Source organism: Paraplanobispora takensis (genome assembly GCF_016863195.1).
In the GTDB taxonomy this organism is placed as follows: Bacteria; Actinomycetota; Actinomycetes; order Streptosporangiales; family Streptosporangiaceae; genus Planobispora; species Planobispora takensis.
Window position 1 is genome coordinate 124897 of record NZ_BOOK01000030.1, and the last position, 19158, is coordinate 144054.

Annotated in this window: 12 protein-coding genes; 8 read left to right on the forward strand and 4 right to left on the reverse strand. The window is 71.8% G+C overall.

The annotated features are described in order from the left end of the window. Nucleotides 1-77 precede the first annotated feature (77 nt). The 3 genes from Pta02_RS20385 (at nucleotide 78) to Pta02_RS20395 (ending at nucleotide 4452) form a co-directional block, all read left to right on the forward strand. The gene (locus tag Pta02_RS20385; RefSeq protein ID WP_203876468.1) at nucleotides 78-1301 is read left to right on the forward strand and encodes a class I SAM-dependent methyltransferase; all 1224 of its coding nucleotides are present in this window, start codon (nucleotides 78-80) and stop codon (nucleotides 1299-1301) included. A 291-nt stretch (nucleotides 1302-1592) separates the two neighbouring features. Further along, the gene (locus Pta02_RS20390) at nucleotides 1593-2828 is read left to right on the forward strand and encodes an acyl-CoA dehydrogenase family protein (RefSeq protein ID WP_203876469.1); all 1236 of its coding nucleotides are present in this window, start codon (nucleotides 1593-1595) and stop codon (nucleotides 2826-2828) included. Between the two features lie 34 nt (nucleotides 2829-2862). After that, entirely contained in the window at nucleotides 2863-4452 is a 1590-nt protein-coding gene (locus tag Pta02_RS20395) for a 4-hydroxyphenylacetate 3-hydroxylase family protein (protein WP_203876470.1), read from the forward strand. A gap of 202 nt (nucleotides 4453-4654) precedes the next feature. Here the strand turns inward: Pta02_RS20395 and cmdF are convergent, their stop codons facing one another. Then, on the reverse strand, nucleotides 4655-6325 hold the full coding sequence (gene cmdF, locus Pta02_RS20400) for a tyrosine 2,3-aminomutase (RefSeq protein WP_203876471.1): 1671 nt from the start codon (nucleotides 6323-6325) through the stop codon (nucleotides 4655-4657). Nucleotide 6326: 1 nt separating this feature from the next. Then, a complete protein-coding gene (locus tag Pta02_RS20405; RefSeq protein ID WP_203876472.1) occupies nucleotides 6327-9491 on the reverse strand; it encodes a non-ribosomal peptide synthetase in 3165 nt (1054 codons plus the stop codon). Between the two features lie 295 nt (nucleotides 9492-9786). On the opposite strand from Pta02_RS20405, the gene Pta02_RS20410 reads away from it, so the two are divergent. From Pta02_RS20410 to asnB, 5 genes are all read left to right on the forward strand, one after another. After that, the gene (locus Pta02_RS20410) at nucleotides 9787-10551 is read left to right on the forward strand and encodes a 2,3-dihydro-2,3-dihydroxybenzoate dehydrogenase (protein WP_203876473.1); all 765 of its coding nucleotides are present in this window, start codon (nucleotides 9787-9789) and stop codon (nucleotides 10549-10551) included. Nucleotides 10552-10583: 32 nt separating this feature from the next. Next, nucleotides 10584-11237 (forward strand): isochorismatase family protein, encoded by a 654-nt coding sequence (locus Pta02_RS20415; protein WP_203876474.1) that lies wholly within the window; start codon nucleotides 10584-10586, stop codon nucleotides 11235-11237. Then, nucleotides 11234-13153 (forward strand): anthranilate synthase family protein, encoded by a 1920-nt coding sequence (locus Pta02_RS20420; RefSeq protein ID WP_203876475.1) that lies wholly within the window; start codon nucleotides 11234-11236, stop codon nucleotides 13151-13153. Before Pta02_RS20415 ends, Pta02_RS20420 begins: the two co-directional genes overlap by 4 nt. A gap of 62 nt (nucleotides 13154-13215) precedes the next feature. Then, complete coding sequence (locus Pta02_RS20425) at nucleotides 13216-14403, forward strand: 3-hydroxybenzoate 6-monooxygenase (RefSeq protein ID WP_239131030.1); 1188 nt, start codon at nucleotides 13216-13218, stop codon at nucleotides 14401-14403. Between the two features lie 68 nt (nucleotides 14404-14471). Then, nucleotides 14472-16319 (forward strand): asparagine synthase (glutamine-hydrolyzing), encoded by a 1848-nt coding sequence (asnB, locus tag Pta02_RS20430; protein WP_203876476.1) that lies wholly within the window; start codon nucleotides 14472-14474, stop codon nucleotides 16317-16319. 92 nt (nucleotides 16320-16411) lie between these two features. Here asnB and Pta02_RS20435 read toward each other — a convergent pair whose 3' ends face one another. Both Pta02_RS20435 and Pta02_RS20440 read right to left on the reverse strand, forming a co-directional pair. Continuing rightward, nucleotides 16412-17773, reverse strand: a complete 1362-nt coding sequence (locus Pta02_RS20435) for an FAD-binding oxidoreductase (protein WP_203876477.1) — start codon at nucleotides 17771-17773, stop codon at nucleotides 16412-16414. Nucleotides 17774-17892: 119 nt separating this feature from the next. Then, nucleotides 17893-18900, reverse strand: coding sequence for an alpha/beta fold hydrolase (locus Pta02_RS20440; RefSeq protein WP_239131031.1), 1008 nt, complete (start codon nucleotides 18898-18900; stop codon nucleotides 17893-17895). Nucleotides 18901-19158: the final 258 nt, after the last annotated feature.

Below are 19158 nucleotides of genomic sequence, written 5' to 3' on the forward strand. Positions count from 1 at the left end.
CCGATTGCGCAGCGGCGCCGCCGAAATGCGCAATGTTCGAGATGTTCCCCGATGGGGCCCGTGGCTAGCCTCGGTTCATGTCGAATGGTAGCTGTAGGATTTGCGGCGGCACGGTGAAGGAAACCCTCAATCTGGGGCGGCAGCCGTCGGGCAACGGATTCCCGTTGCCTCATGAGATCGAGCGCGAGAGGTCTTTCCCGCTCAGAGCGGGGATCTGTGACTCCTGCACGATGTTCCAGCTGCTCGATGATGTTCCCTCGGAGGCGAAATACCGCGACGAATATCCGTATCACGCGTCGGGTTCCGCGGTGCACCGCGCGCATTTCGAGGGGAACGCCCGCCGTTTCCTGGAGACCGAGCTGACCGGACCGGACGCGTTCATCGTCGAGATCGGCAGCAATGACGGCGTCATGCTCGCCACGATCGCGCAGGCCGGCGTCCGGCACCTGGGCGTCGAGCCGTGCCGGGAGGTCGCCGACGTCGCGCGGGGGCGGGGGGTCCGGGTGCTCGGCGAGTTCTTCGACGAGAACACCGCGGCCGCCATCCGCGCGGAGCACGGCCCCGCGGACATGGTGTTCGGGGCCAACTGCATCGCCCACATCGTCCATCTCCGGCGGCTGCTCCAGGGCGTCGGCACACTCCTGAAGCCCGACGGGGTGTTCGTCTTCGAAGAGCCCTACCTCGGGTCGGTCATCGCGCAGAACGCCTTCGACATGATCTACGACGAGCACGTCCACGTCTTCTCGGTGCAGTCGGTCAAGGCCATGGCGGAACTCGCCGGGTTCGAGCTCGTCGACGCCGAGCCGGTGCCGCTGCACGGCGGCACGATGCGCTACACGATCGCGCGGCCGTCCCGGCGCGCCCCGGCCCCCGCGGTGGCGGAGTTCCTGGCCCGGGAACGCGAGCAGCGGCTGGCCGAGCACGGCACGATCGAGAAGTTCGCCGCCGCGGTCCGGAAGATCCGGGAGGACCTCACCGGGCTGCTGGGCGACCTGCGCGCGCAGGGCAGGCGGGTGGTCGGCTACGGCGCGCCCGCCAAGGTCACGACGGTGACGAACTACTGCGGCATCGGGACCGAGCTGATCCCGTTCGTGGTCGACTCGACCCCGTCCAAGCAGGGACGGCTGGTGGCGGGCTCGCACATCCCGGTGCTGGAGCCCGGGGCGTTCTCCGCCGACCACCCCGACTACGCGGTGCTGTTCGCGTGGAACCACGCCGAGGAGATCATGGCGAAGGAGCAGGCGTTCCGCGAACGGGGCGGACGCTGGATCCTCTACGTGCCCGACGTGCGCATCGTGTGAGACGTCCCGGCGCGCTTCCTGCACGAAGGCCGGCGCACTCCCTTTCCTGCGACTTTTCCCGGGGATTTCTCCGGGGGTTTTCCCGGGGATTCTTCCTGCCGTTTCCCCGCACCCGTGACTTCGCACGGCGGCATAAAAGCGGGCCGGAATTCCGGCGGACGGAATAACTGAAATCGGTTTTCCACTCCGGCCGGCGGAGAAACAGCACGCCTGGAGATGCACCGGAAATTCGCGGGTGTGACGCTGGGACATGCCCGATTGGTCCACGAAACCGTGAGGACTCGCATAGCGATGGGTGTCGACACCACTGTTTTCGAGCACCGTCTCGCCGGCCCGCCCGAGCCTGACCTCACCCCCGAGGACGTGGTCGCCAGGGCCGAGGCGATGATTCCCGCACTGGTCGAGCGCCAGGCCGAGACCGAGCAGCGCACGTACTACGGCCAGGACGTCCACGAACAGTTCTCCAGGGCCGGTTTCTACCGGATCCTGGTGCCCCGCCGGTACGGCGGCTACGAGTTCGGGATCGACACCTTCGTCCGCGTGGTGATCAACCTCACCAGGGGCTGCCCGTCGACGGGGTGGATGTACTGCCTGGGCGCGGCGCACGCGCTGGCGGCCGCCACGATCCTCGGCGAGGCCGCGCAGGAGGAGATCTTCGCCTCCGGCGAGTTCATCTGCCCGGCGACCGTGATGCCCGGCGGGACGGCCGAGCGCACCTCCGACGGAGACTGGCTGATCAACGGCACCTGGGGTTACTGCTCGGGCTCGCCGTACGCCTCGCACTTCATCGGGCACGCGATGGTCACCCCCGACGGGGGTGGCCCGCCCGAGCCCATGATGTTCATCGCCCCGCGCAGCCAGTGGAGCCGCCTGGACGACTGGGGCGGGGCGCTGGGGCTCAAGGGCAGCGGGTCGCACAGCATCCGCATCGTGAACGGCCGCGTCCCCGATCACTACACCGTCAAGCAGCACATGAGCCAGATCGACGTCACCGGGGGCACCCCGGGACGCGCGCTGCACGGCCCCCAGTACGGCGGCGGGCAGCTCACCTTCATGGTGCTGGAGGACGCGCTGCTCGCGGTCGGCATGGCCAGGGGCGCGCTCGACGCCTACGAGGAGCTGATGCGCACGCGGACGACCCCGTTCCCGCCCATCGTGCCGCGCTCCGAGGATCCGGACTTCCAGCTCAGGTACGGCAAGGCCGCCGGCCTGATCGCCACGGCCGAGGCCGCGACCCTGGACGTGGCCCGCCAGTGGCACGAGGCGGCCGACGCCGGCGCCGCCGCAGTCACCCGCGAGCACGAGCTCGGCCTGGCCGGGATCTGCAGCGAGGCGGTCGCCCTGAGCTGGCGCGCGGTCGAGTCCTACCTGTTCCCCACGGCGGGGTCGAGCGCCGTCCGCAGCGGCGAGCGCATCGAGCGCGTCTGGCGGGACATGTCGATGTTCGTCACCCACGCGGGCGTCTCGACGTTCCTCGCCACCATCGCCAAGCGCGACTTGGCCAAGGCCCGGTTCGGGCTCGGGTAGCGGCCCGAGCGGAGGAAGGAAGCGAAGTAGCGCGATGACAGACCTTCATGACGCACCACCCGTCGAGCCCGCAGGACAGGCGGCGGGGCCGGTCACCCGGCCCATGACCGGCGCCGAGTACATCGAGAGCCTGCAAGACGATCGGGCGATCTACCTCTACGGCGACCGGGTCAGGGACGTGACCGCCCACCCGGCCTTCCACAACCCGATCAGGATGACCGCCAGGCTCTACGACGCGCTGCACGACCCCGACCGGCGCGACGCGCTCGTGACGCCCACCGACACCGGGAGCGGGGGCTTCACCCACAGCTTCTTCACCACGCCCCGCAGCGCCGCCGACCTGGTGGCCAACCAGCGCGCGATCGCCGCGTGGGCGCGGATGAGCTACGGCTGGATGGGCCGCAGCCCCGACTACAAGGCCGCCTTCCTCGGCACGCTGGGCGCCAACGCCGAGTTCTACGAGCCGTTCGCCGACAACGCGCGGCGCTGGTACCGGGAGTCGCAGGAGAAGGTCCTGTTCTGGAACCACGCGATCGTGCATCCGCCGGTGGACCGCAACCGGCCGCCGGACGAGGTCGCCGACGTCTTCGTGCACGTGGAGAAGGAGACCGACGCCGGCCTGGTGGTGAGCGGGGCGAAGGTGGTGGCGACGGGTTCGGCGCTGACCCACTACAACTTCATCGCCCACTACGGCCTGCCGATCAAGGACAGGAAGTTCGCCCTGGTGGCCACCGTGCCGATGCACGCCCCGGGGCTGAAGCTGATCTGCCGCCCGTCCTACACCGCCGCGGCGACCGTGATGGGCAGCCCGTTCGACTATCCGCTGTCCTCCCGGCTGGACGAGAACGACACGATCCTCGTCCTGGACAAGGTGCTCATCCCCTGGGAGAACGTCTTCATCTACGGCCACCTGGGCAAGGTCCAGCTCTTCACCGGCCGCTCCGGCTTCCCCGAGCGGTTCACCTTCCACGGGTGCACCCGCCTGGCCGTGAAGCTGGAGTTCATCGCGGGCCTGCTGGCCAAGGCGGTGGAGATCACCGGCACCAAGGACTTCCGCGGCGTGCAGAGCCGTATCGGCGAGGTGCTCGCCTGGCGCAACCTGTTCTGGGGGCTGTCGGACGCGGCCGCGCGCAACCCGGTGCCGTGGACGAACGGCGCGGTGCTGCCGAACCCGCAGTACGGCCTGGCCTACCGCTGGTTCATGCAGATCGGCTATCCCCGGGTCAAGGAGATCATCGAGCAGGACATCGCCAGCGGCCTGATCTACATCAACTCCAGCGCCGATGACTTCAAGAACCCCGAGGTCCGGCCGTACCTGGACAAGTACCTGCGCGGCTCGGGCGGCATCGACTCGGTCGAGCGGATCAAGGTGATGAAGCTGCTGTGGGACGCGGTGGGCACCGAGTTCGGCGGGCGGCACGAGCTGTACGAGCGCAACTACGCCGGCAACCACGAGAACACGCGCGTGGAGCTGCTGGCGGCGCAGACGGCCAACGGCCAGATGGACGGCTACAAGGCGTTCGTCGAGGAGTGCCTGGGCGAGTACGACCTCGACGGCTGGACGGTGCCGGACCTCTCCTCCTTCGAGGAACTGCGGCAGACCGGCGGGCTGCGCGACTTCTGACCTGACCCGCCCGCGCGAGAGGGGCGCCGGGAGATTCGTCTCCCGGCGCCCCTCTCGTGTGCGATCCGCCGTGTGGGCGGCGCATGAGGCAGGGCCGCGCGAATCCCCGGAATCTCCCGCAATCCTCCGCGATCCCCCGGCCGCACGCGCAGGCGCCCCCGGGTCCGGGACCCGGGGGCGCCTGCGCGCGGTTCGGCGTGGTTCAGCGGAGGGTGACGTCGGCCTGTTCGACGGCGGCCAGGAACTCCCCGCGGGAGATCGCGGCGGCCACCAGCTCGATGTCGTCCGACATGAAGCGGTCCTTGTCCAGGGTCGGCACGAGCGAGCGGATCCGCTCGTAGGTGGCCAGGCCGGCCGGGCTGAGCCGGTCCCTGCGTCCCGACAGGTCCACGGCCTGGGCCGCGGCGAGGAACTCCACCGCCAGGATCCTGCTGTTGTTCTGCAGGACCCGGCGCGCGTTGCGGGCGGCGATCAGTCCCATGCTGACGACGTCCTGGTTGTCGCCGTTGGACGGCACGCTCTGCGTGCTGGCGGGGCCGATCGTCCTGTTCTCCGCCACCAGCGCGGTGGCGGGGTACTGGGCTCCGGCGAAGCCGCTGTTCAGCCCGGGGTCGTCGGCGACGAGGAACTCGGGCAGGCCGTTGCTGAGGTGCCGGTTCAGCAGCCGGTTGGTCCGCCGCTCGGAGAAGACGCCGAGCTGGGTGAGCGCGATCGTCAGGTAGTCCATGACGAAGGCGACCGGCTGGCCGTGGAAGTTCGCCCCGTGGAAGACCTCCTTGCCCTCGAAGACGAGCGGGTTGTCGTTGGAGGAGTTGAGCTCGATGCGCAGCGTGGAGGCGGCGTGGTAGACGGTGTCCCTGACGGCGCCGACGACCTGCGGGATGGCCCGCAGCGTGTACGCCTTCTGCAGGTAGACCTCGGTCCGGTGGACACCGTGCTGCGCGGTCCCGTTGTCGTCCTTGCGCCGGGGGCGCTGCGGCTCCCTGTCACGCAGCACCGACAGGCGCAGCGGGTCGACGCTGAGCGCCTGGCGCAGCTCGCTGTGGTCCACGGCCAGGCCGCTGCCGTTCAGCAGGGCCCGCATGTTGGCGGCGACGTCGATCTGCCCCCGGTGCGGGCGGGCGATGTCGTGCCCGTCGGCCACGAAGGGGCTGGTGGAGCCCTGCAGGACCTCGCAGATCAGCGCGGTCACGATCTCGGCCTGCCGGACCTGGTCCAGCGCCCGGGTGACGAGCAGGCAGCCGAGCCCGGTCATCGCCGAGGTGCCGTTGATCAGCGCCAGCCCTTCCTTGAAGCGCAGCTGCAGCGGCTCGATGCCGAACTCGCGCAGCACCCGCCCGGTCTCCACGCGCCGGCCGTCGCGCAGCACGTACCCCTCGCCGATCAGCGTCGAGGCCACGTGCGCCAGCGGCGCCAGGTCGCCGCTGGCGCCCAGCGAGCCGATCTCGGGGATGGCGGGCGTGATGCCCAGGTTGAGGTAGAGCGCCAGGCGTTCGAGCAGTTCGGGGCGGACCGCCGAGTACCCCTTGGACAGGGCGTTCAGCCGGGCGGTGAGGACGGCCCTGGCCTCGTCCTCGGCGAAGATCGGGCCGACGCCGGCGCTGTGGCTGCGCACCAGGTTGGTCTGGAGCTGCACCTCGTTGGAGGTGTCCACGAGCATGTAGATCATTTCACCGTAACCGGTGGTCACGCCGTAGACCGGGACGCCGCTCGCGATGATGTCCTCGAACACCCGCCGGTTGGCCGCGACCTTGGCCAGGGCTGCGGGAGCGACGCCACAGGTGACCTCGTTCTCGGCGATCAGCCGTACTGTCGGGACGTCCAGGCTCTCACCATCGAAGTCGACTGACGTTGAGGTCTCAACCAGTGTCACATCACTCACCCGCCGTAGATTGGTTGACTGCATCAGTGGAAAGCGCGTGCGCGCGCACCTGGGCGGTCAGGCCGCCCAGGGTGGGGTTGGCGAAGAACTCCCAGAGCGGTACCTCGACGCCGAACCGTTCACGAACGCGTTCGAGCAGACGGGGCACCATCAGCGAGTTCCCGCCGACGGAGAAGAAGGGGTCGCCGTCGCCGTCCGGCTCGGCTCCCAGGACGTCCGACCAGATGGCGGCGACCTCCAGTTCGACCGGCGTGCGCGCGGCGTCGCGCTGCCCGCCGCCGGCCGCCGCCGGCAGAGCGCGCCGGTCGATCTTGCCGCCGACGTTGCGCGGCAGCGTGGCGACCGTCCTGACCGACAGCGGCAGCGTGCTCTTGCCGAACCTGGTTCGTACGGCGGCCCGCAGGTCCGCGGCCCGCACCTGCGCCTCGCCCGCCGGTGTGCGGCGCGGCACGACGTAGGCCACCAGCCTGGTGACCCAGCCGTCGGGACCGCTGACCGGGACGAGCGCACACTCGGCCACCGCCTCATGCCGGCTCAGCGCGGCCTCGATCTCGGCCAGTTCGATGCGGGTGCCGTGGAACTTGATCTGGGAGTCGCCTCGGCCGCGGAACTCCAGCAGGCCGTCCCACCGCATGCGGCCGAGGTCGCCCGTGCGGTAGAAGCGGCCGTAGCCGGATCCGCACGCCTGCAGGTGGTACACCGGCTCGAAGGCCCGGCCGTCCTCGCCGCCGGCGTATCCCAGCGTGACGTACGGGCTCCTGACCACGATGTGGCCGGTGACGCCGGGCGGGCAGGGCCGGTCCCAGGCGTCCAGGACCACGACCTGCCGGCCGGGGATGGAGCCGCCGATCGGCGTCATGCCGTGCACCGGGGCGGTGACGTCGTACCAGGTGGCCAGGATCGTCTCCGTGGCGCCGTACAGGTTGGCCAGCCGTACGGCGGGCAGGCTCGCGCGCAGGTCGTTGGCCAGTTCCCCGGGCAGCGGCTCCCCCGCCAGCAGCAGGCAGTCGAGCGCGAGCCGCCCCGCGGCGCCCTCGGCTTTGATCACGTCGAGGAGCTTGGCCGCGAAGCTCGGGACGGTCTGCAGCAGGGTGATCCGCTCGTCCGCGAGCCACTGGGCCAGCTTGTCCGGGTTGGCCCTGATGCGTTCGGGCACGGGGCACAACGTCGCGCCGCCGACCAGCGCGGCGAACGTCTCGCACAGCGCGGCGTCGTAGCCGGGCGCGGCCCACTGGGCCACCCTGGCGCCCGGCCGCATCCGGAACTCGGCGGCCATCCAGGCGGCGAACTGCGCCAGGCTGCCGTGCGACTGGATGATCCCCTTGGGCTTGCCGGTCGAGCCCGAGGTGTAGGCGACGTAAGCGGGCGCGGTGGTCGTCGGGCTGACGGGAGCGGTGCGGTCGGCGGGCGCCTCCAGGGCGGCGGGCGCCTCCAGTGCGCCCACGTCGACCACCGTGCCGCCCAGCTCCTCCTGGTACCACCGGCTGAGATCGTCCCCGGGGCCCTCCACCAGCAGGGCGACGGGCCGCAGCTCGGCCAGCACGGCCCTGCCCCGCTCACCGACGTCGCCGACGCCGAGGCAGGTCAGGCGCGCCCCGGCGCCGAGCACCCCGAGCACGGTCGTGACCTGGGCGGCTCCCGGCGCCATCCGGACGACCGCGGAGGCGCCCTCGACCTCGCCGAACGCGCGCAGCGCGGCGCCGACGACGGCGGCGCGGGCGTCCAGCTCGCCGTAGGTCAGGCGGGCGCCCTGCCAGTCGAGCGCGACCGCGTCCGGTGCACGCCCGGCCCGGGCGTGCACGAGCTCGGGCGCCGAGGGCAGGAACGGGTCCAGCGCCGCCGTCCGGTCGGCCTCGCGCACCCTGGCGCGCGTCCGCGTGTAGTCCTCCAGCGGGATCTGGTCGGCGGGCAGGTCGGGCGCGCGCAGCGCGATGGCCAGGAACGTGTGCAGTTGGTCGAGCAGGAGCTCGGCCGTCCTCTCCTCGTACAGTCCCTCGCGGTAGGTCAGCCGGCCGGCCGGCGCGTCGCCCGCCTGCTCCACGGACAGCACGAGATCTGTCCTGGCCGCGCAGGTGCGCAGCCGTACGGGGCGGACCTCGGCCGCGCCCAGCACGGGCACGGGTTCGGCATGATCCCGGTAGTCGAACATCACGTCGCACAGCGGGATCCTGCGCGGGTCCCGCTCCAGCCCCAGCGCCTGCACCAGCCGGTCGAAGGGCAGGCCGCGGCGGTGGTGGACCTCCTTCAGCGTCCCCGCGACCCGGCGCACGGCCTGGCGGAAGGCGATCCCGCCCGAGAGGTCTGCGCTGAGCACCAGGTGGTTGCGGTACGGGCCGACGAGCGCGCCGGTCACGGCGCCGGGGCGCACGTTCACGGCGGTGCCGACCGCCACCCGGTCCTCCCCGGTGTGCCGGCGCAGCAGGCACAGGAAGGCGGCCAGCGTGACCGTCGCGGGGGTGACGCCCTCCTCGTGCGCCAGCTCCGCCAGCGCGCCTCCCAGGGCGGGCGTCCACTCGAACGGGACGGTCCGGCCGTGGAAGGACGGTCCCGCAGGGCGCGGCCGGTCGGCGGGCGGTGCGGCCGAGGCGGGCGGCGGGGTCAGCGTCCCGGTCCACCACTCGAGCAGGCGGTGCAGCTCGTCGGTGTGCGCCTGGTCGCGCTGCCAGCGGGCGTAGTCGGCGTACTGGACTCCGGCGGGCGGCGGCGCCCCCCGGGCGGCGTAGCGGTCGGAGAGCTCGTCCAGCAGGATCGGGATGGACCACTCGTCCGCGACGGCCTCGTGCAGCCGCAGCACGAGGAGGTGGTCGCCGGGGCCCAGCCGTATCACGAGGAGCCGGGCGAGCGGCCCCTCCCGCGGGTCGAGCGGGGTGCGCGCGAGACCGGCGCAGAGCTCCTCGGCCGATGAGCCGGTGGCGTCGATCTCGGTGAAGGCCTGCGGGTGGCAGCCCACGGCGATCTCCTGCACGGGCAGCCCGCCGCTCTCCACGAGCGTGGTCCGCAGGATCTCATGGCGGAGCACGACGCCCTGCCACGCGGCGCGCAGCGCGGCCACATCGAGTTCGCCGGTCGTTCGGTAGGCACGAAACATCGTGTACGCGGGTGAATCCGGGACCAGTTTCTGCAGAAACCACGCCTGGTCCTGCAGCCACGAGGTCACCGTTCTCTTTACACCGGACTTCCTCACCACGACATCGTCGGCTCGGCCCGCCGCACGCGGCATCTCTTGCCGTGCTCCGTTGCCCGCCACTGGCAGGAAACAGCGGCCCGGAGGCAACTTGCTGTCACCGTCCCGCCTTGTTCCGGTCAGCCCGGCGCTCCACTCTGGGCGTGTAAAGGAAAACCTCCGGAATTGAAGGTCCCGGACCCCGGTAAATACGCCGGGGCAAACGGAGAAAGGCAGCGGAGTCAATGAATTCAAATGGTCGTGCGGAATTCGCCGCGGGGAGGCCCTGATGGTGGCCCTGGTCACCGGTGCGGCGGGCGGCATCGGGGCGGCGATCGCACGGAGGCTGGGAGAGGAGGGCACCCCGGTCGCCGCCCTGGACCGCGACGAGGAGCGTCTGCGCGAGGTTGCGGAGAAGCTGACCGCCGACGGGCTGGATGTGACCGCGTTCCCCGTGGACGTCGGCTCCGGCGCCCAGGTGGAGGCGGTGGTGGCGGAGACGGAGCGGCGGCTCGGGCCGATCGGCAAGCTGGTCAACGCCGCCGGCGTGCTGCGGCTGGGCCGGGCCGTGGCGCTGTCGGACGAGGACTGGACGACGACGTTCTCGGTCAACGTCAACGGCGTCTTCCACCTGTCCAGAGCGGTCGTGGCCAGGATGGTGCCGCGGCGCTCGGGGGCGGTCGTCACCGTCGCCTCCAACGCGGCGCTGACCGCCCGCGTGGACATGTCCGCCTACGCCGCCTCCAAGGCCGCGGCGATGGTCTTCACCAAGACGCTGGGACTGGAGGTGGCGGGCTACGGGATCCGCTGCAACGTGGTGACCCCGGGCTCGACCGACACCCCGATGCTCTCCTCTCTGTGGAGCGACCACGAACGCGCGCTGCGGGCCTCGATCGAGGGCAGCCCCGGCGTGTACCGCACCGGCATCCCGCTCGGGAAGGTCGCCGAACCGGACGACATCGCGGAGGCCGTCGCCTTCCTGCTTTCGAGCCGGGCCAATCACATCACCCTTCAGCACCTCACGGTGGACGGCGGCGCCACTCTGGGCGCCTAGCAATTTCCAGCACGAATGAAAGAGGAAACACAATGGCCGGCATTCCCTACATAACGCCATATCCCATGCCGGATGTCGGAGAACTTCCCGAGAACACGGCGCAATGGTCGATAGACCCGGACCGGGCCGTACTCCTGCTCCACGATATGCAGCATTTCTTCCTGCGTGCCTTTCCGCGCGGCGAGGCCCCGGTGACGGACCTCCTCAGGAACGCGCGGGCCCTGCGCGAGCGCTGCGCGGCCCTGGGCGTCCCGGTCGCCTACACCGCGCAGCCGGGCGGGATGACCGAGGAACAGCGGGGACTGCTCAAGGACTTCTGGGGCCCCGGCATGACCACCGACGAGGACCAGCGCAGGGTCGTGGACGAGGTGGCGCCCGGACCGGGCGACCTGGTGCTCACCAAGTGGCGCTACAGCGCCTTCCACCGCAGTCCGCTGCTGCGGTGGCTGCGCGACAGAGGGCGCGACCAGCTCATCATCGCCGGAGTGTACGCGCACGTCGGCATCCTCATGACGGCCAACGACGCCTTCACCCAGGACGTCCAGCCGTTCCTGGTGGCCGATGCGATCGCCGACTTCACCGCCGAGGAGCACCACCTGGCCCTGCGGTACGTGGCACGCCGGTGCGGCGTGGTCACCACGGCCAAGCAGCTCCTGGCCGACCTTCCCCAGGAGGCCCGGACATGACCGCCGAGCCTCCCTTCAAAAGCGCGGACACGACCGCCGACCGCCTCCTCGACCGGATCCTCTCCCCGCGGCCCCCAGCCTTCGCGCTGCTGCACCGGCCCGGCGCCGGCCGGGAGGGCGTTCTCGACGTCCTGGTGGGCGAGGTCTCCACGGCCGCCACGCTGGCCGCGCTCCCCCTCTCCGACGAGCCGCGCGGCGAGGGGCCCGAACTGCTGACGCTCATCCCGTTCCGGCAGGTCGGCGAGCGGGGCTTCGAGGCACGCGACGACGGCGCCCCGCTCGTCGCGATGACCGTCACCGGGCACGCCGTCGTGCCGCTCCCCGCCGCCCTGGCCCGCATCCCCGACCAGCGCATCCAGGCCCGCGACCGGCACGTGGACACCCCCGACGACGACTACGCGCGCATCGTGCGCGCCGTCATCGAGGACGAGATCGGCCGGGGCGAGGGCGCCAACTTCGTCATCAAACGCTCGTTCGTGGCCGACATCACCGACTACACCCCGCGCAGCGCGTTGACGCTCTTCCGCCGGCTCGTCACCCGGGAGTCGGGCACGTACTGGACGTTCGTCGTCCACACCGGCGACAGGACGCTCGTCGGCGCCTCACCGGAACGGCACATCAGCGTCTCGGACGGCGTCGCGGTGATGAACCCGATCAGCGGCACCTACCGCTATCCCCCGTCGGGCCCGACCGTCGGCGCGCTCATGGACTTCCTCGCCGACAAGAAGGAAGCCGACGAGCTGTACATGGTCGTCGACGAAGAGCTCAAGATGATGGCCAGGATCTGCGAGTCGGGAGGCCGCCTGACCGGCCCGTTCCTGCGGGAGATGACCAGGCTCGCGCACACCGAGTACTACATCGAGGGCCGGACCGACAGGGACGTGCGGGAGATCCTGCACGAGACGCTCCTCGCGCCCACCGTCACCGGCAGCCCGCTGGAGAACGCGTGCCGGGTGATCGGCCGCTACGAGAAGCAGGGCCGGGGCTACTACAGCGGCGTCGCCGCGCTGATCGGCAGGGACGCGGCGGGCGGGCGCACGCTCGACTCCTCGATCCTGATCCGCACCGCCGACATCGACGCCGGCGGCCGGGTGAACATCGGGGTGGGCGCCACCCTGGTCAGGCACTCCGACCCCGAATCGGAGGTGGCCGAGACCGCGGCCAAGGCGGCCGGGCTACTCGAAGCGCTGTGCGCCGAGCCGCCCGAGCAGCTCGCCGAGCACCCCGACGTGCGCGGAGCGCTGGAGGGGCGCAACGACGACATCTCCGGGTTCTGGCGGCGGGAACCGGCCGAGCGGACCTTCTGGACGCCCGACCTGATCGGCCGCCGGGCGCTGGTGGTGGACGCCGAGGACACGTTCACCTCGATGATCGCCCACCAGCTGCGCTCGCTGGGCCTGCAGGTGAGCGTGCGCAGGTTCGACGAGCCGTACGAGCTGGAGCGGCACGACGTGGTGGTGCTCGGCCCCGGCCCCGGCGACCCGGCGGAGCTGACCCACCCCAAGATCGCTCACCTGCGCGGTGCCGTGGACCGGCTGCTGGGATCCGGCGTCCCGTTCCTCGCCGTGTGCCTGAGCCACCAGGTGCTCAGCGGCGCGCTCGGCCTGCCGCTGCGCCGCAGGAAGGTGCCCAACCAGGGCGTGCAGCGGGTGATCGACCTGTTCGGCCGCCGGACCAGGGTGGGCTTCTACAACACCTTCGCCTCGCACGCGGAGTCGGAGGAGTTCGAGACCGCCGGGCTGCCGGGGCCGGTCTCCGTCAGCCGCGACCCGGAGACGGGCGAGGTGCACGCACTGCGCGGGCCCGGATTCGCCTCCATGCAGTTCCACCCGGAGTCGGTGCTCACCTCGGACGGGGTCGGCATCCTGCGCGACGCCCTGCTCTCGGTGCTCGACCGGCTGCCGGTCCCCCGATGAGCCCGGCCCCGGCCCGGAGAACCCGGTCCCGGAAGAACCCGATGACGGACAGGAAGGAAGAGATGGCGACCATACTCATCGCCGGCGGCGGCATCGGAGGCCTCGCCGCCGCCGTCGCCGCCGCGGGGCGGGGGCACCGGGCGGTGGTCCTGGAGCGCCGCGAGGGGTTCACCGAACTCGGCGCGGGCATCCAGATCGGCCCGAACGGCTTCACCGCCCTGGACCGGCTCGGCGTGGGCCACGAGGTGCGCAGCCTGGCGGTCTACATCGACGAGCTGCGCTTCATGGACGGCACCACCGGCGAGCGGGTGGCGAGCATGCCGCTCACCGGCCGCTACCGGGCCCGCTTCGGCAACCCGTACGCGGTGGTCCAGCGCGTGGACCTGTACGGCCCGCTGCTGGCCGCCTGCCGTACCTCCCCGCTGATCGAGCTGCGCGAGCGCAGCCACGTCGCCGACTACCGCCAGGACGCCGCCGGAGTGACCGCGATCCTCGACGACGGCGGGCGAGTTCGCGGCGACGCGCTGATCGGGGCCGACGGCATCCGCTCGGCGGTGCGCGCCCGGCTCGTCGGCGACGGGGAGCCCCGGGTGTCGGGGCACACCATCTACCGCTCGGTCATCCCGATGGAACAGGTGCCCGAGGAGCTGCGCTGGAACACCGTGACCCTGTGGGCAGGCCCCGGCTGGCACTTCGTGCACTATCCGATCGGCGGCGGCCGGTACCTCAACCTGGCGGCCACCCGCGACGACGGCGCCACCCGGGTGGTGACCGGCAGGCCCGCGGCGCGCGAGCACGTGCTCGGCGAGTTCCCCGGGCTGGGCGAGACCGCCCGGCGCCTGCTGGAGCTGGGCGAGGACTGGCGGGAGTGGGTGCTGTGCGACCGCGACCCGGTCGGCGACTGGACCGACGGGCGGGTGGTCCTGCTCGGCGACGCCGCCCACCCCATGCTGCAGTACGCGGCGCAGGGCGCCTGCATGGCGCTGGAGGACGCGGTGACGCTCGGCGACTTGCTGGACTGCGGCGCCGGGGAGTTCCCGCAGCGCTTCGAGAAGTACAACGCGGCCCGGCGCGAACGCACCGGCAGGACGCAGCTGGTCGCCCGCGCGATGGGCGAGCTGCTCTACCACCCGGCCGGGGACGAGGCCCTGGCCAGGAACCGGATGTTGTCGGCCCTGTCCGACGACGACCTGCACGACAAGGTCTCGTGGCTGCACGGCGCCCGGGACTTCGCCCGGGCCGCGGCCTGAGCCCCGCACCGCCTTGACCCGGGCGCCCGCCCGGCCCACCGGACACCTATCGGAAGGAACTGCTGGACATGTGCGGCATCGCTGGATGTGTGAACTACGACGAGGACCTGAGCGGCGCGGGTGAGGTGATCTCCGCCATGACCGCCACCCTGGAGTACCGGGGCCCGGACGCCGGTGGGGTGTGGACCTCGCCCCGCGCGGCCCTGGGACACCGCAGACTTGCGATCATCGACCTTGAGGGCGGGCGGCAGCCGATGGCGGCCGGGAGCGAGGCCCTGCCGGTGATGACCTACAACGGCGAGGTCTACAACTACCGGGAGCTGCGCGAGGAACTGATCGGCCTGGGCCACGGGTTCCGCACGACGAGCGACACCGAGGTCGTGCTGCGCGCCTATCTGGAGTGGGGCGCGGACTTCGCCGAGCGCCTCGACGGCATCTTCGCCCTGGCGATCTGGGACCCGCGCACCGAGGAGCTGCTGCTGGTCCGCGACCGGATGGGCGTCAAGCCGCTGTACTACTATCCGACCCCCGGCGGCCTGCTGTTCGGCTCCGAGCCCAAGACGATCCTCGCCCACCCCCACGCTGAGGCCGTGATCGACGCGGACGGGCTGCGGGAGATCTTCACCATCGTCAAGACGCCGGGCCACGCGGTCTTCCGCGGCATGTACGAGGTCCGCCCGGCCACCGTCCTGCGCTTCTCCCGCTCGGGGAGCACCGAGACGCGCTACTGGCGGCTGGAGGCGCGAGAGCACCACGACGACCTCGACACGACGGTCGCCACGGTCCGGCGGCTCCTGGAGGAGATCGTGGAGCGGCAGATGGTCGCCGACGTCACCGTCGGCACCCTGCTCTCCGGCGGCCTCGACTCCAGCGCGATCACCGCGCTGGCCGCGCGGGCGATGGCCCGCAGGGGCGCGGACCAGCCGCTGAAGGCCTTCTCCGTGGACTTCAAGGGCCACGAGTCGCGCTTCAAGGCCAACGTGCAGTGGGAGGACCCCGACACCCCCTTCGCCGTCGAGGTCGCCGAGCACGTGGGCGCCGAGCACATCATCGTCGAGCTGGACAACGCCGAGATCCTCGACCCGGAGGTACGGCGCACGGTGCTGCGGGCCCAGGACCTGCCGGTCTCCACCGGAGACATGGAGTACTCGCTGCTGGTGCTGTGCCGGGCGCTGAAGGAGCGGATGACGGTGGCGCTGTCGGGCGAGGCGGCCGACGAGCTGTTCGGCGGCTACACCTGGTTCCACGACCGGGACGCCGTCGAGTCCGACACCTTCCCCTGGCACTCCCCGTTCAAGAAGGCCGGCGGCATCGGCGCGCTGCAGTCGATCGGCCTGTGGGACCGGCTGGGCCTGGCCGAGTACGTCAAGCACCGCTACACCGAGGCCCTGGAGGAGGTGCCGCGCCTGCCCGGGGAGAGCGGGCTGGAGGCGCGCATGCGCGAGCTGACCTACCTCAACCTCACCCGGTGGGAGAACTTCCTGCTGGACCGCAAGGACCGCATCAGCATGGCCGCGAGCCTGGAGGTGCGCGTGCCCTTCACCGACCACCGGCTGGTGGAGTACGTCTACAACACGCCCTGGGCGATGAAGAACTTCGACGGCCGGGAGAAGAGCCTGCTGCGCGCCGCCATGCGGGGCGTGCTTCCCGACTCGGTCCTGGACCGCAAGAAGAACCCCTATCCCTCCACCCAGGACGAGGGGTACGAGGCGGCGCTGCGCGAGAAGCTGGAGGCCATCCTGGCCGGGGACGGCCCGGTGCTCAAGCTGGCCTCGGAGACGGAGATCCGCACGCTGCTCGACGCGCCGGCCGGCTCCTACGCCATGGGCGGCCCGTGGAGCGCCCGCGCGGTCATCGAGCGGCTGATCGAGTTCGACACCTGGGTCACCGCGTACGGCGTGCGCGTGGAGCTGTGAAGGACGGCGAGCCCCGCGGTCCCGGCCGGACACGGGGGAAGGGCGGCAGGACGGTCTCCGGCGGGGACCGTCCTGCCGCCCTTCCCCCGTGCTCAGCGGGCGGCCGGGGGCGCCGGGGGGATGTTGTAGTTGAGGTGGAAGAAGTTGTCCGGGTCGTAGGCCCGCTTCACCTCGCGCAGCCGCGCGTAGTCGCCGGGGGCGTAGGCGCTCTCGGCCCGCGCCGGGTCGTGCAGGAAGTTCAGGAACGCGCGCCCGGCCGCGTACGGCCGCAGCGCCCTGTCCACCTGCGGCACCCACGCGTCGAGGATGGCGGTGAAGCGCGCCGTACGGTGGCCCACGGGACCGGCCTGCGGTCCCGGCCGGCCCATCGCGCCGCCCCAGTGGCGGATCTCCACCGCCGAGACCGGGGAGCCGGGCCGCCCGGCCTCCGTCACCAGGGCGTCGATCACCGGGTCGGGCAGCGTGTCGAGCGGGCTCACGTGGGCGGGCCCGGTGCCCCCCATGTCGATGCCGCCGAAGGGCGTCACCCTGAACGTCTCCAGCAGCGCCGGGCCGGCGGCCCGCCACAGCGGGTCGAGCAGCTGCCGCGCCCGCTCCGGCTCCCCGGTGTACATCGCCTGGATCGCCAGCACCCGCCTGCCCCTCAGATGGGCGGGCACCTGGCGGTCGTACGGGAGCCTGGTCAGCAGGACGGCGGTGCTCAGCTCGTCGGGCGCGCCGTCGGTCCAGTCGCGATAGAGAGCGAGCACGTCGCCCGCCCGCTCGGCCGTGAAGTAGGCGGCGCCGGCGTAGACCCGGGCCACCGGATGGAGGCGGAACTCCAGCGAGGTCACCACGCCGAAGTTGCCGCCGCCGCCGCGCATCGCCCAGAACAGGTCGGGGTGCCGCTCGGCGCCGGCGGTCAGCAGCCGCCCGTCGGCGGTGACGACCTCGGCGTGGAGCACGCTGTCGGCGGCGAAGCCGTACTGGCGCGACAGCCAGCCCACGCCGCCGCCCAGCGTGTAGCCGGCCACGCCCACCGTCTGGTGCGAGCCCGCCAGCGGAGCCAGGCCGAACGGCTCCGCCGCGGCGATCACCTGCTCCCAGGTGGCGCCGCATCCGACGTGGGCCACCTTGCGGTCCGGGTCCACCAGGACGGTGGCCATCTTCGCGGTCTTCAGCAGCAGGCCCCCGTCGGAGGCGGCGTGCGTGCCGTGGCCGGTGCCCTGGACGGCGAAGGGCAGCCCGTGCTCGCGCGCCGCGGTGACGGCGGCCTGCACGTCCGCGGCCCCCGACGCCATCGCGACGAGCGCCGGGCGCGGGTCGATGCCGGAATAGGGCGCCTGCCGTTCCCTGTCGTAGGCGGCCTCGCCGGGCAGGTGCACGGGTCCGCCGAACTCGCGGCGCAGACGCTCGGCCACCTCGGGCCCGGCACCGGGCTCGGGGTACGGTCGTCGCTGGACGTGGCGGCTCATAATCAGGCCCTTTCTCCTGTCAGAGGTGTTCCCGCGCCGGGTCCTTCATCATCCGGCGCGGGAACCTTGGCGTCGTGCGTGAACCTCGTGTGGACGTCGTGCGTGCCGTACCGCCGGGCTCAGGGAGCGCAGCCGTCGAGTCCCGGACCGGGTGTCGCGGTCCCGGGGCCGAAGAAGAGCTTCGAGCAGGCCACCAGGAAGGCCGGGTTCTCCTCGGGGACGAAGTGCCCGGAGTCGGGCGCGACGGCGGTGCGCACGTCGTCGGCGACCTGGCGGAAGGAGTCCGCGACGCCGGGCCCGAAGGAGTACTGCCCGCCGATGCCCAGGACCGGCATGGCCAGCCGCCTGGCGGCGTTGGCCTTGTTGTCGGCCGCGTCCGCGGCGAAGGCCCGGTAGTACTCGTAGCCCGCCGTACGGCGGGCCGGGTCGGCGTAGGCCCGGTAGAAGGTCTCCCGGTCGACGGCGTCCTTGCGGTAGCTGAAGTCGAAGATCATCCCGAGGTAGGTCGGGACCTCGTCGTTGTCCATGATCTTCTCGGGGATCGGCGCGGGCGAGGAGTTGAAGCGGAAGTGCCAGCTCAGGCCGTACAGCTCCTCCAGGCCGAAGCCGGGCAGCGGTGACTCGATCATGGCCAGCCGGGTCACCTCGGCGGGGAAGTCGCGGGCGTAGGGGTAGGCGACCAGGACGCCGAGGTCATGGCCGATGATCTTCACCTGCCGGAAGCCCAGCCTGTTGACGGCCTGGCGGATCCGGTGGGCCGTGGTGACCTTGTCGTAGCCCCCGGAGGGGATGCCGGAGGTGCCCAGGCCCGGCAGGTCCATCGCGATGACGGTGTGGTCGCGGGCCAGCTCCGGCATCACCGGGCGCCACATCTCCCAGGTCTGCGGCCAGCCGTGCAGCAGCAGCAGGGCCGGACCCGAACCGCCGCGGACGTAGTGGAGGGTGCCGCCGTCGACGGCGACCCTGCCGTGGCTGAAGCCGGGCGGCGGGGCCGTCGTCCCGTCAGAGGTCGCCGTCCCGCCGGGGCCCGCCGTACCGGAGCCTCGCGTGTCGGCGCTGGCGGTGGTGGTGAGCGCGGCCGTCAGGATGAGGGCCAGCGCGCCGGCGGCCAGCCGTGCGAGTTTCACGGCCCCCGTCATCCTCGGTGCCCGCCCGGGTGTTGCGTCCAGCGGCATGTGCGGCTTCCTTCCGATCGCCGGGAATTCACGGTGCTGCGATCGTCAGCCTGCTTCCGCTGGATTGCGATCCACATCTTCCTCGTTGCGCAATCACGCGGAGAGGGGCCCCCGGCCGGGGCGCGGCGCGCAAGTCAGCACGATGGAAGAAAACGGCGCCGGGATCATGATGAGAATGGGCCGTGGCCAGAGATTCTGCCGCCGGGCTCC